Genomic DNA, 12222 nt, shown 5'->3' with positions numbered 1-12222 from the left:
GAGAAGAAGAAGGAGCAGGGGGCGAGGAGCGGACGCCGGTAGGTCGGCCGGCGGTGCAGTTTGTAGGGTTCCGGTGTGACCGGTCTGGTGATCTTCGACAACGACGGCGTACTGGTGGACTCCGAACGGCTGGCCAACACGATCCTGGCCGAGCTGCTGACGGAGGCCGGGCTGCCGTACACCTTCGAGGAGGCCGTCCGCGACTTCATGGGCGGCAGCATGGTCTCGATGCGGCAGAAGACCGAGGCCCAGCTCGGCCGCCCGCTGCCCGCCGATCTGGAGGACCGCTACCACCAGCGACTCTTCGACGGCTTCGCCAACCTGCAGGCCGTCGAGGGCGTGGGCGCCGCACTGGACCACCTCGATGCCATCGGTACGCCGTACTGCCTGGCCTCCTCCGGCACCCACAAGCGCATCCACACCGCGCTCACCGCGGTCGGCTTCTGGGACCGGTTCGAGGGCCGGATCTTCAGCTCCGAGGACGTCGAGCACGGCAAGCCCGCGCCCGACCTCTTCCTGTACGCCGCGAGCACGCTCGGCCTGAAACCAGCCGACTGCGTCGTCGTCGAGGACAGCCCGCTCGGGGTCGCCGCGGCGAACGCGGCCGGCATGAAGGTCTTCGGGTACGCCGCCATGACCGACCCGGCGAAACTGGCCTCCGCGGACGCGATCTTCCACCAGATGACCGCCCTCCCGGCCCTCATCGAGGCTGCCTGAGACACTGGTAGGGCTATGTCTGAGTCCTTGGAGCCCTCGATGACCCGTGCCGAGGCTGTTGTCGATCTCGCCGCGATCCGGCACAACGTCGCCACGCTGCGTGCCCGGCTGACCTCGGCCGAGCTGATGACCGTGGTGAAAGCCGATGCCTACGGCCACGGCATGGTGCCGGTCGCCCGGGCCGCCCGGCAGGCCGGCGCGGACTGGATCGGCGCCGCCGTGCTCGAGGAGGCGCTGCAGCTGCGCGCCGCCGGGGACAACGGGCCGATCTTCTGCTGGCTGACCACTCCGGGTGAGCCGCTGGCCCAGGCGATCGCGAACGACATCGACCTGTCCGCGGGCGCGCCCTGGGAGATCGACGAGATCGCCGCGGGCGTCACCGAGCGGCCGGCCCGGGTGCACCTGAAGATCGACACCGGGATGAGCCGCGGCGGCGCCGTACCCGAGGAGTGGCCGGCGCTGATCCGGGCCGCGCTCAAGGAGCAGCAGTCCGGCCGGGTCGTGATCACCGGCATCTGGTCGCACCTGGCGTCCGCCGACGAGCCGAAGAGCCCGGCGAACGAGGCGCAGCTGGAGACCTTCACCGCGGCCGTCGACGTCGCCGAGTCGTTCGGCATCGACCCGGGGTTCAAGCACCTGGCGAACTCGGCCGGCACGCTCGCGCTGCCCGAGACGCACTTCGACCTGGTCCGGCCTGGCATCGCGACGTACGGACTGTCGCCGTTCGGGCACGCGCTCCCCGCGTCGGAGCTCGACCTGCGACCGGCGATGACGCTGAAGGCGCGGCTGGCGATGGTCAAGCGGGTCCCGGCCGGTGCCGGCGTCTCGTACGGACTGACCTGGACGGCGCCGCGGCCGTCGACGCTCGGACTGATCCCGATCGGGTACGGCGACGGCCTGCCGCGGCACGCGTCGAACGGCGGTCCGGTCCAGGCGCGCGGCCACCGGCGTACCGTCGTCGGCCGGATCTGCATGGACCAGTGCGTGGTGAACCTCGAGGACGACGACGCCGCGGCCGGTGACGAGGTCGTGCTTTTCGGCCCGGGTACCGGTGGCGAGCCGACCGCGGACGACTGGGCCGACGCCGCCGGCACGATCAACTACGAGATCGTCACCCGGCTCGGCCCGCGCATCCCGCGCCGGTACGTGAACGAGGAGCTTGCCTGATGCCGAAGGTAGGGCGCACCGCCGGCCTGATCGGCGCGGCGGTCGGTGTGCTGGCTGCGGGCGCGGCCGCCGGCGTCGCGGTCGAGCGGCAGGTGATCGGCCGCCGGTCCGGTCAGCGCGCGCAGCTGGAGGCCGAGCCGTTCGGGTCGCTGCGCGGGACGCCGCACGTGTTCACCGCCGACGACGGCGTCGAGCTGTACGTCGAGGTGGACGAGCTGAAGCGGTCCCGCCGGCCCGCGCCGCAGCGACGTCGGCTGCGCAAGCAGGTCGTACCCGAGGACCTGACGCTGATCTTCGCGCATGGCTACGGGCTGAACATGGACTGTTGGCACTTCGAGCGCCGCGACCTGGCCGGGATCGGGACGATGGTCTTCTACGACCAGCGCTCGCACGGCCGGTCCGGGCGGTCGCCGAAGGAGAACGTCAGCATCGACCAGCTCGGCCGGGACCTGTACGGGATCCTCGAGGAGTACGCGCCGACCGGGCCGGTGATCCTGATCGGGCACTCGATGGGCGGCATGGCGATCATGGCGCTGGCCGAGCAGCACCCGGAGCTGTTCGGCGACCGGGTGATCGGTGTCGGCCTGTGCTCCACCAGCGCGGCCGGGCTGGACGGCGTACCGATCGTGTTCCCCGGCAAGGTCGGCATGCTGGCCCGTGCCCTCGCGACCCCGACCGTCGCCGCGCTGGCGCGGATCCCGGACGTGGTCGAGCGCAGCCGCAAGGCCGGGACCGACATCAGCTACCTGCTGACCCGGAAGTACTCGTTCGGCTCCGAGGTGCCGCCGGCCTTCACCGAGTTCGTCAACGAGATGATCGCCGCGACCCCGATCTCGGTGATCGCGGAGTTCTACCCGATCTTCGCGCTGCACGACAAGACCGGGTCGCTGGAGCCGCTGCAGAAGGTGGAGTGCGTGGTGGTCGGTGGCGACTCCGACCACCTGACGCCGTTCGAGCACTCCGAGGAGATCGTCCGGCACGTACCCGGCGCGGAGCTGGTCGAGGTCCGCAACTGCGGGCACCTCGGGCTGATCGAGCACCACCGCGAGTTCACCGCCGCCCTGCTCGGGATGATCGAGCGGGCCGAACAATCCTTGGGACACAGATGACCGACCTGCACGTGGTGGACGCCACGGCCGAGCACGTGGACGAGATCGTCGGCGTGATCCATCACGCGTTCGCGAACCGGCGGACCCTCGACCCGCCGTCGACCGCGCTGTCGGAGAACGCGACGACGGTCGGCGAGGCGGTCGCGTCGTACGGCGGACTGCTGGCGCGGATCGGTGGCGAACCGGCCGGCGCGATGCTGTTCCACGTGAACGGCGACGTGCTCGAACTGCGCCGCGTCTCGGTGAACCCGCGCTTCCAGGGGCGTGGGGTCGCGTCGGCGATGGTCGGGTGCGCGGAGGATGCGGCGCGGAGCCGTGGGCTGACGCGGGTGCGGCTGGTCGCGCGGGTGGAGCTGCCGGAGACGGTCGAGTTCTGGCGGCGGCGCGGGTACTCGATCGTGACGCGTGACGGGCAGAACCTGATCTACGCGAAGGCGATGCCGATCGAGCTGACGGTGCCGACCGCGGAGGAGATGCGGGCGCTGGCCGAGGAGCTTGCCGGGCAACTGCGGGCGGGCGACGTACTGGTGTTGTCGGGTGATCTCGGGGCTGGGAAGACGACCTTCACGCAGGGGCTCGGTGCCGGGCTGAAGGTTCGCGGGGACATCACGTCGCCGACGTTCGTGATTTCGCGGGTGCATCCGTCGCTGGTCGGTGGGCCGGCGTTGGTGCACGTCGATGCCTATCGGCTGGGTGGGATTGCCGAGCTCGACGATTTGGACCTGGATGCTTCGCTGGACGAGGCCGTCACGGTGGTCGAGTGGGGGCACGGGTTGGCCGAGTCGCTCGCGCCTGATCGGCTGGACCTGACGATCACGCGGGGCGATGACGATGTTGACGAGACTCGGTCGCTGCGGATCGCACCGGCTGGAGCTCGCTGGGCTGCTGTCGGGGTTCGTTTGACTGCTACTGCTGAGGTGAACTGATCGTGCTGCTTGCCTTTGACACCTCCAGCGCGGCGGTGACGGTCGCTCTCGCCGATCCGGTCTCCGGGGCGATCGCTGCCTCGTCGACGACCGTCGACGCGCTGCGGCACGGGGAGCTGCTGGCTCCGGCGATCGCCGAGGTGCTCGCTACCGCGGGCTGCGGGGTGAAGGAACTGACGCGGATCGCGGTCGGGGCTGGGCCTGGGCCGTTCACCGGCCTGCGGGTCGGTCTGGTGACGGCGCGGACGATGGGTGACGTACTCGGCATCGAGGTGGTCGGGGTGTGCAGCCTGGACATCCTCGCCAAGCAGTCGAACCTGGCACTGCCGGTCGCCGTCGCGACCGATGCCCGCCGCAAGGAGATCTACTGGGCCTTGTACGACGGCCCTGCTGCTGACGGAAGTCGTCGGCGGTTGGAAGGCCCGGCGGTCGACAAGCCCGCCGATGTCGCGCATGTGTTGGCGGGCCTTCCGGTGATCGGCCGGGGCGCTGTGCTGTACGGCGAGGTGCTCGGCGTCCCCGCCCAAGTAGTCCCCGGCGATGCACTGCCGGCCGCCGAGTCGGTTGTTGAGTACCCATCGGCTGAGGTGCTCGCCACCGGCGTCGCGACCGGGACTCTGCAGGTCACCGCTCCCGACCCGCTGTACCTGCGGCGGCCGGACGTCACCATGTCGGGCGGCCCGAAGAGCGTGCTGCCGAAGTGAGCATCCGACCGGCTCTACCGTCCGACCAACCAGCAGTCGTCGCGCTCGACGCGGCGTGCTTTCCGAAGGACGCCTGGAGCTCCGATTCCTGGGCCGACGAGTTCGCACGCGCCGACCGCCACATCCTGATCGCCGAAGCTCCGCCCGGCGCGGTCCTGCCAGCCGGTCACCGAGAAGCTCCGCTCGGCGAAACCTCCCAAGTCTTCCCCGGATCAAGCAGTGCGGGCCTTCAAGGGTTTGTCGTACTGCTGGTGCCGCCGGTCGACGAGGACCCGGTCGACCTGCTGCGGATCGCCGTCGACCCGGCGTACCGGCGTACTGGACTGGGCAGACGGCTGCTGGCAGCTGCCTTGGACGAGCATCCGACCCGCACCGTCCTGCTGGAAGTTGCCGCTGGCAACGAAGCGGCGATCGGGTTGTACACCGGGTTCGGGTTCACCGAGCTCAACCGCCGGCGCGGGTACTACGCCGGCGGCGAGGACGCAGTCGTCATGCAACGCGCTGGAGACAATTCATGAGTGAGAACGAGCCGCTGATCCTCGGCATCGAGACGTCCTGCGACGAGACCGGCGTCGGTCTGGTCCGCGGGCACACGCTGCTGGCCGACGCGATCGCGTCGAGCGTCGACGAGCACGCCCGCTTCGGCGGCGTCGTGCCGGAGGTCGCCAGTCGCGCGCACCTGGAGGCGATGGTCCCGACCATCCGCCGCGCGTGCGAGACGGCCGGCGTCAAACCGTCCGACGTCGACGCGATCGCCGTCACCAGCGGACCCGGCCTGGCCGGCGCGCTCCTGGTCGGCGTCGCCGCCGCGAAGGGCCTCGCGCTCTCGCTCGAGAAGCCGCTGTACGGCGTGAACCACCTCGCCGCGCACGTCGCCGTCGACACCCTCGAGCATGGCGAACTGCCGAAGGGCGCGATCGCAATGCTCGTCTCCGGCGGGCACTCGTCGTTGCTCGCGGTCGAGGACATCACCGACGGCGTCGAACCGATGGGCAGCACGATCGACGACGCCGCGGGGGAGGCCTTCGACAAGGTCGCCCGGGTGCTCGGCCTGCCGTTCCCCGGTGGCCCGTATGTCGACAAAGCGGCACGGGACGGTGGAGACCGGGCGTACGTGACGTTCCCGCGCGGGCTGACCAGCCAGCGCGATCTGGAGCGGCACCGGTTCGACTTCTCGTTCTCCGGGTTGAAGACCGCCGTGGCTCGGTGGGTCGAGGCGAAGCGGCGTGACGGTGAGGACGTGCCGGTGAACCACATCGCGGCGGCATTCCAGGAGGCGGTCTGCGACGTACTGGTCCGCAAGGCGATCGACGCGTGCAAGGACCGTGGCTACGAGCACCTGCTGATCGGCGGTGGCGTCGCGGCGAACTCGCGCCTGCGGCAGATGGCCGAGGAACGGTGTACGGCGGCGGGCATCGCCGTACGGGTGCCGCGGCCGGGGCTGTGCACGGACAACGGCGCGATGGTTGCCGCACTGGGGTCGGAGCTGGTGCGCGCGGGCAAGGCGCCGTCGCCGCTCGGGCTGCCCGCGGACTCGTCGATGCCGATCACGACCGTCCTGAACTGATGCCTGCCTAACCTGGTGGGTGTCGACGGGGGTTGCCGATGACAACGACTGTGGGGGATTGCTGATGCAGTGGACTGCTGGTGAGTTCGTCGCGGACGACGACCGGGCGCGGATCGACGTCGAGGTGGTGCACGGGTTCCTGCGGACGACGTACTGGTCGCCGGGGATCTCGCGGGAACTGGTGCAGAAGGCGATCGACGGGAGCCTGTGCGTCGGGGTCTATGCGGCCGACGGTGCGCAGGTCGCGTTCGCGCGGGCGGTGACGGATCGGGCGACGTTCGCGTGGATCGCGGACGTGTTCGTGCTCGACTCCGTTCGCGGGCACGGGCTCGGTCGGTTCGTGGTGTCGACGCTGCTGGAGCACCCGGAACTGCAGGGGTTGCGCCGGACGATGCTCGCGACCGCCGACGCGCACACGCTGTACCAGTCGTACGGCTTCCAGCCGCTGGAGAAGCCGGATGCGTTCCTGCACATCTCCCAAGACCCCAAGGTCCTCTACCAGTGAGTGCTCCCGGCATCGACCTGGTCGCCGCGCCGGCCGGTGCCCGCGACCTGATCCTGCTCGCGCACGGCGGCATGGAGAACTCCACCGCCGCGACCTCCAGCTGGAAGGCGCCGATCCTCCGCATGTGGCCGTTCGCAGCGGTCGCCCGCAAGGCGGCGCCGGGCGCGGCGGTAGGCCTGATGCGCTTCCGCTACCGCGGCTGGAACGGCACCGCTGCTGATCCCGCTACGGACCTTCGCGTCGTGCTTGATCGTGTGGGCTCGCGGTTTGATCGAGTCATCCTCATCGGGCATTCCATGGGTGGGCGCGCAGTAGTTGCTGCAGGCAATCATCCGCTGGTCGCCGGAGTGCTCGGCCTGGCGCCTTGGCTCCCCGAAGGCGAGCCGCTCGTCCACCTGCGTGGCCCGGTCGCCTTTGCCCACGGCACCGCTGACCGCATCACCTCCCCGGTCGCCACCACGTCGTACGCCGCCCGCCTCCGCGCCGCCGGGATCCCTGTCGCGATGCTCTCCCTGGACGGCGAGAAGCACGCGATGCTCCACAGAGCCCCCGACTGGAACGACATCGTCCGCCGCTTCGTCAGCAATGCACTGAAGCCAGCCGATTGCCCGCTCATCACCACCACCGACCGCACAGACCTCGTCCCCAGGAGCAACCCAGGCGACGCTGCTCCGGGTGCCATCGCCGACATCGCCCGCACCCGCCTGACCCTCCGCGTCGTGGCCCGCCTCTAGCGCCGGCGCTGTCCTTCCGCGTCCCTTCCCGACGCTACGGCCGGAGCCTCACGAAGAGCTCCTGCAGCCGGTCGTAGTACTCGTCGGTCCCGTCCCCACCGAACGCGGTGACCTCAGCCCGCAACCGATGCCGGATCAACTGCACCAACATCTCGTCATCCATCTCACCCGCGGTCCCACCCTCGTCGTGGTACCAGGCAACAAACGCCTTCGCGCGCCCGAGATCCGTCGACCAGTGATCCCCGAACTCCCGCGCCGCCCCCGCCAGCTCCACCTCAGGAGCCCCCACCCAGGCCTCGTCCCAGTCGATCACCCCACTGATCCGCCCGCCGTCGACCAGCAAGTTCCCCCGGTAGTAGTCCCCGTGCAGCGGCTGCTTCCGACGCTCAAACCCCGCCATCCACCGATCCAACTCCCCATCGCCCCCACCGAACTCCAGGAACGACCGCTCCGGCCGAGCCGGCATCACCACATCCCGCAGCCCCCAGTGCACCCGAGCCAACAACCGAGCTGCCTGCTCCACCTCAGCCGCATCGCCCGCATCCAGCCATCGCCCACCCACAAACGGCCAAACACTCACCGGCCGCCCACCAACCCGTACGACGCTAGCGCCGCTCGAAGTCCGCAACGGCACCACCACCTCGCCAACCCCAGCCGACCCCGTAAGCCGATGGCACCACTCAACCAGCGCACTCCCACGCGTCACCGGCCCAAGCCGAACAACCACCCCCTCCCCGCAGTCGGCCCCGCCGACACAGGCCGTGCCCCCACCGGCCCCGACCGCGCGGACACCGGCCCCGCGGAGGTGCACCCGGTAGGCAGCTGACTCTTCTCCTCCAGTCAGCCGCTCAGCGGCGCCAACTACTGAAATGCCCCACTCGGCTTCTACCGCTTCAGCAACCTCAGCAGTCCACGGGACCTCGGCGTAGCCCACCTACCGGTTGGCCAACGCGAGTGCGTGCTCCAGCTGCGGTAGGCCGTGCTCTACCTCCGGGTCCGGGAACAGCCCGACGTGGTGGACTCCGGCAGCCTCCAGTGCGTCCAAGTGCGTGGCGGCGTCGTCGAGGGTGCCGATCGGGCCCAGCTCCAGCCACCACTCGGTGGGCATCGACACCAGCCCAGGGACGCCGAGCTCGTCGTACCGGCGTACGAGGTCGTCGTAGAAGGGCAGGCAGGGCAGCGCCGGGTTCTTCTCCTCGAGCAGGCCCGCCAGCCACGGTGCGGTCCACTCGTACGCCGTCTTGCGGTCGGCCCGCACACAGAAAGCACTGAACGCGGCCACGACGAACCCCTCCGGCGACCCCGCGTTCTCCACCGAAGCGCGCACGTACGACGGCGACGCCGGCTCCGCCAGCACAACCCCTCCACCGACCCGACCGGCGAGCGCCAGCGACTTCGGCCCGCGGACGCCGAGCAGGATCGGCGGCGCCTCGGCGGGAGGAGCGTCGAGCTTCACGTTGTCGAGGTAGACGGTCTTGCCATCCATCGACACGGTCTCCCCGGCGAGCAGGCGGGTGACAGCAACGGTGACCTCGTCGAGCGCGGTCAGCGGCGACTTCGGCCGGACGCCCATCTGACCCATCCACTCCTGCACGCCGTGCCCGATACCCGGCAGGAAGCGCCCCGGCGCGAGCGCGCACAGCGTCGCGATCTCCATCGCCGTGACCGCCGCCGTACGCGCCACCGCGGGCAGGATGCCGAGCCCGACCGTCAGCCGCTCGGTGACGCTCAGCGCCGCCGCCGACAGGCTCGGCCCGGCCGTGTAGAAGCAGTCCTCGATGATCCACAGCTCGTCGGCACCACCGGCCTCGAGCCGGCGCGCGACGTCGGTCACGAGAGCGGCCGGCCAGGTCCGCGGGAAGCACATTCCGATCGATGTCATACCGAGAACGTAAAGGTCTGCACCGACAGTCCTCCCGGCAGGCGTACGGGCCCTGTGGACGGGTAGGTTCGGGACATGGCCCGTCCGCACTACTCCTCCCGGCTGGAGGACTGGTTCAACCTCGGGATCGGCGCGCTCCTGCGCCGGCGTGGCTGGCGGGAGCGGATCATCCCGCACGTCGGCTACGGCAACTCCGAGTACGTCCGCGTGCTCGCGAGAGTCGTGCTCAGCCGCGACCCGCGCAACCAGCCCCGGTACGACGAGGACCAGGTGGTGCGCGGCTGGAAGATGTTCGTCACCGCGCCGGCCACCAAGGTCAAGGTGTCCGTCACCGTCGCCGGCGAGAGCTTCGACGCGCTGACCGACCGCGGCGGCTTCGTCGACCTCGCCGTACCGGTGGTGCTGCCGCCGGGCTGGCACGAGATCAGCCTCGGGGTGCACGGCGAGCGGCAGGCCCGCGGCAAGGTGTACGTGCCGGCTCCGGACGCGACGTTCGGCCTGGTCAGCGACATCGACGACACGGTGATGCTGACGATGCTGCCGCGACCGCTGATCGCCGCGTGGAACACGTTCGTCCGCGACGAGCAGGCGCGTCGCGTCGTACCGGGCATGGCTGAGATGTACGCCGAGCTGCTGACCGACCAGCCCGGTGCGCCGATCTTCTACCTGTCGACCGGCGCCTGGAACACGGCGCCCACGCTGACCCGCTTCCTGGCCCGCCACGGGTACCCGGCCGGTCCGCTGCTGATGACCGACTGGGGACCGACCAACACCGGCTGGTTCCGCAGTGGGCAGGAGCACAAGCGCACCGCGCTGCGCCGGCTGGCCAAGGAGTTCCCGGCGGTCCGTTGGGTCCTGGTCGGTGACGACGGCCAGCACGACCCGCAGCTGTACGGCGACTTCGCGCAGACCCACCCGGACCACGTCCGGGCCATCGGCATCCGCCAGCTGACGCCTGCCGAGCAGGTGCTGTCCCACGGTCTCCCGGTGCCCAACCCGGACCCGGGCGCCCACGATCCGCAGCGCCCGACCGCTGCCACGGTGCACGGGCCGGACGGGCACGCTCTGGTGGCGCAGTTGCGCGCCGTACTGTCTCGGCCGGAGGCCATGTAGGCGGTCCGCTCGTGCTGGGCGGGGACGCGCCTGGCAGGCTGGTCCTGTTTCAAGGGGTGTTCCGACGTACCCGAGGAGAGAACCGACAGTGACCGACAGCGCAAGCCGCACGCAGGTGCTCGACGACCTGGACAGCCGCGGCCTGATCGCGCACTCGACCGATCCCGACGCCCTGCGCGCCACGATGGCGGAGGGACCGATCACCTCGTACGTCGGCTTCGACCCGACCGCGCCCAGCCTGCACATGGGGAACCTGCTGCAGCTGCTGACGCTGCGCCGGCTCCAGCTGGCCGGCCACAACCCGATCGGCCTGGTCGGGGGAGCCACCGGACTGATCGGTGACCCCAAGGAGACCTCCGAGCGGGTGCTGAACCCGAAGGACGTCGTCCAGCAGTGGGTGGAGCGGGTCCGGAGCCAGGTGGAGCGGTTCCTGGACTTCGACACCTCGCTGCCGAACCCGGCGCGGATGGTGAACAACTACGACTGGACCAAGGACCTCAACACGCTCGACTTCCTCCGGGACATCGGCAAGCACTTCCCGGTGAACCGGATGCTCGGCCGGGAGGTGGTGAAGGCCCGGCTCGAGCAGGGGATCAGCTACACCGAGTTCAGCTACGTCCTGCTGCAGTCGCTGGACTACCTGGAGCTCTACCGGCGGTACGGGTGCACTCTGCAGACCGGTGGCAGCGACCAGTGGGGGAACCTGACGGCCGGCGTCGAGCTGATCCGCCGTACGGAGTCGGGCAAGGCGCACGCGCTGGCGACTCCACTGGTGACCAAGGCGGACGGGACCAAGTTCGGCAAGACCGAGTCGGGGACCGTGTGGCTGGACCGGGAGCTGACGTCGCCGTACGCGTTCTACCAGTTCTGGTTCAACACCGACGACCGCGACGTGATGCAGCTGGTCCGGTACTACACCTTCCGTACGGCGGACGAGATCGCTGAGCTGGAGAAGGCGACAGTCGACCGGCCGCACGCCCGGGAGGCGCAGCGGACACTGGCGGAGGACGTGACGACGCTGGTGCACGGTGCTGCGGACACGGCGCACGTGCAGCTGGCCGCGAAGGCGCTGTTCGGTCAGTCCGATCTGCGGGAGCTCGACGGGGAGACTCTGATCGCGGCGCTTCGCGAGGCGCCGCACACCGAGGTGTCTGCCGCGGCGATGCCGACGGTGACGGACCTGCTGGTGCAGTCCGGTCTGGTGGCGAGCAAGTCGGCCGCGCGGAGGACTGTGTCCGAAGGTGGCGCGTACCTGAACAACGAGAAGGTCAGCGACGCCGAGTACGTGCCGACGACCGACGACCTGCTGCCGGGTGCTGCACTGGTGCTGCGGCGCGGGAAGCGTTCGTTCGCAGGGGTTCTGGCCGGCTGACGTATCCCACGGAGTCGATGCCGGAGGCAAATTACACCGTTGTGATGCTGCCCACCGGACGTCGATTTGACCGGCTACCTCGCAGCCACGTACTGTTCTTCTTGTTGGAGCGAGGCGCGGGACGCGAAAGCGGCCGGTCGCTCCGAACCCCCAGAAGTTAGCGCAGTCGAAACGCGTCCACGGACTCGGGTCGGCGGATCTGGCGCGGGGAGATGGTCAGAAAAACTGGGTCTTGACTCGGTGGATCTGATCCGGTAGAGTAACGCAGGTTGCCCCGGAGTCCTGGCCGAAAGGTCACCGACGCGGTGTGCGCCCGATTCTTGAGAACTCAACAGCGTGCCGAAAGTCAATGCCGAAATTTAGCATTAACCCCCATTCACGGCCATCTTTGGTGGTTCGTGATTGGATTCCTTTGTAATTTTTCTG

Annotated in this window: 13 protein-coding genes; 11 read left to right on the top strand and 2 right to left on the bottom strand. The window is 69.8% G+C overall.

Annotated elements, in window-relative coordinates:
- Nucleotides 1–75: 75 nt before the first annotated feature.
- From ACYVIO_RS00065 to ACYVIO_RS00025, 9 genes are all read left to right on the top strand, one after another.
- Nucleotides 76–717, top strand: coding sequence for an HAD family hydrolase (locus ACYVIO_RS00065; protein WP_460648560.1), 642 nt, complete (start codon nucleotides 76–78; stop codon nucleotides 715–717).
- Between the two features lie 39 nt (nucleotides 718–756).
- On the top strand, nucleotides 757–1884 hold the full coding sequence (gene alr / locus ACYVIO_RS00060; protein ID WP_460648559.1) for an alanine racemase: 1128 nt from the start codon (nucleotides 757–759) through the stop codon (nucleotides 1882–1884).
- On the top strand, nucleotides 1884–2993 hold the full coding sequence (locus ACYVIO_RS00055) for an alpha/beta fold hydrolase (RefSeq protein ID WP_460648558.1): 1110 nt from the start codon (nucleotides 1884–1886) through the stop codon (nucleotides 2991–2993). Before alr ends, ACYVIO_RS00055 begins: the two co-directional genes overlap by 1 nt.
- Complete coding sequence (tsaE, locus tag ACYVIO_RS00050; RefSeq protein WP_460648557.1) at nucleotides 2990–3919, top strand: tRNA (adenosine(37)-N6)-threonylcarbamoyltransferase complex ATPase subunit type 1 TsaE; 930 nt, start codon at nucleotides 2990–2992, stop codon at nucleotides 3917–3919. The genes ACYVIO_RS00055 and tsaE overlap by 4 nt, the downstream gene beginning before the upstream one ends.
- 2 nt (nucleotides 3920–3921) lie before the next feature.
- Nucleotides 3922–4623 (top strand): tRNA (adenosine(37)-N6)-threonylcarbamoyltransferase complex dimerization subunit type 1 TsaB, encoded by a 702-nt coding sequence (gene tsaB / locus ACYVIO_RS00045; protein ID WP_460648556.1) that lies wholly within the window; start codon nucleotides 3922–3924, stop codon nucleotides 4621–4623.
- Nucleotides 4620–5141, top strand: a complete 522-nt coding sequence (locus ACYVIO_RS00040) for a GNAT family N-acetyltransferase (RefSeq protein WP_460648555.1) — start codon at nucleotides 4620–4622, stop codon at nucleotides 5139–5141. Before tsaB ends, ACYVIO_RS00040 begins: the two co-directional genes overlap by 4 nt.
- Nucleotides 5138–6190 (top strand): tRNA (adenosine(37)-N6)-threonylcarbamoyltransferase complex transferase subunit TsaD, encoded by a 1053-nt coding sequence (tsaD, locus tag ACYVIO_RS00035; RefSeq protein ID WP_460648554.1) that lies wholly within the window; start codon nucleotides 5138–5140, stop codon nucleotides 6188–6190. The genes ACYVIO_RS00040 and tsaD overlap by 4 nt, the downstream gene beginning before the upstream one ends.
- A 64-nt stretch (nucleotides 6191–6254) precedes the next feature.
- The gene (locus ACYVIO_RS00030; RefSeq protein WP_460648553.1) at nucleotides 6255–6695 is read left to right on the top strand and encodes a GNAT family N-acetyltransferase; all 441 of its coding nucleotides are present in this window, start codon (nucleotides 6255–6257) and stop codon (nucleotides 6693–6695) included.
- Nucleotides 6692–7429 (top strand): alpha/beta hydrolase family protein, encoded by a 738-nt coding sequence (locus ACYVIO_RS00025; RefSeq protein WP_460648552.1) that lies wholly within the window; start codon nucleotides 6692–6694, stop codon nucleotides 7427–7429. The genes ACYVIO_RS00030 and ACYVIO_RS00025 overlap by 4 nt, the downstream gene beginning before the upstream one ends.
- Before the next feature lie 34 nt (nucleotides 7430–7463).
- Here the strand turns inward: ACYVIO_RS00025 and ACYVIO_RS00020 are convergent, their stop codons facing one another.
- Both ACYVIO_RS00020 and ACYVIO_RS00015 read right to left on the bottom strand, forming a co-directional pair.
- Nucleotides 7464–8009 carry a phosphotransferase enzyme family protein gene (locus tag ACYVIO_RS00020; protein WP_460648551.1) on the bottom strand — a complete coding sequence of 182 codons (546 nt, stop codon included), beginning with the start codon at nucleotides 8007–8009 and terminating at the stop codon, nucleotides 7464–7466.
- A 354-nt stretch (nucleotides 8010–8363) separates the two neighbouring features.
- On the bottom strand, nucleotides 8364–9311 hold the full coding sequence (locus tag ACYVIO_RS00015; RefSeq protein ID WP_460648550.1) for an LLM class flavin-dependent oxidoreductase: 948 nt from the start codon (nucleotides 9309–9311) through the stop codon (nucleotides 8364–8366).
- Nucleotides 9312–9386: 75 nt separating this feature from the next.
- Here ACYVIO_RS00015 and ACYVIO_RS00010 point away from each other — a divergent pair, with 75 nt between their 5' ends.
- Both ACYVIO_RS00010 and tyrS read left to right on the top strand, forming a co-directional pair.
- The gene (locus ACYVIO_RS00010; RefSeq protein ID WP_460648549.1) at nucleotides 9387–10424 is read left to right on the top strand and encodes an App1 family protein; all 1038 of its coding nucleotides are present in this window, start codon (nucleotides 9387–9389) and stop codon (nucleotides 10422–10424) included.
- 88 nt (nucleotides 10425–10512) lie between these two features.
- On the top strand, nucleotides 10513–11796 hold the full coding sequence (gene tyrS, locus ACYVIO_RS00005; RefSeq protein ID WP_460648548.1) for a tyrosine--tRNA ligase: 1284 nt from the start codon (nucleotides 10513–10515) through the stop codon (nucleotides 11794–11796).
- The last annotated feature ends 426 nt before the right edge of the window (nucleotides 11797–12222 follow it).

It is taken from the genome of Kribbella endophytica, assembly GCF_054781295.1.
Note: the sequence above shows the minus strand (reverse complement) of the source record. Positions and strands in the feature narration are given on the sequence as shown.

Bases quoted from the DNA above. Each gene is read 5' to 3' on its own strand.
- alr (WP_460648559.1), top strand. From the start codon at position 757: ATGACCCGTGCCGAGGCTGTTGTCGATCTCGCCGCGATCCGGCACAAC.
- ACYVIO_RS00055 (WP_460648558.1), top strand. From the start codon at position 1,884: ATGCCGAAGGTAGGGCGCACCGCCGGCCTGATCGGCGCGGCGGTCGGT.
- tsaE (WP_460648557.1), top strand. From the start codon at position 2,990: ATGACCGACCTGCACGTGGTGGACGCCACGGCCGAGCACGTGGACGAG.
- tsaD (WP_460648554.1), top strand. From the start codon at position 5,138: ATGAGTGAGAACGAGCCGCTGATCCTCGGCATCGAGACGTCCTGCGAC.
- ACYVIO_RS00030 (WP_460648553.1), top strand. From the start codon at position 6,255: ATGCAGTGGACTGCTGGTGAGTTCGTCGCGGACGACGACCGGGCGCGG.
- ACYVIO_RS00015 (WP_460648550.1), bottom strand. From the start codon at position 9,311: ATGACATCGATCGGAATGTGCTTCCCGCGGACCTGGCCGGCCGCTCTC.
- ACYVIO_RS00010 (WP_460648549.1), top strand. From the start codon at position 9,387: ATGGCCCGTCCGCACTACTCCTCCCGGCTGGAGGACTGGTTCAACCTC.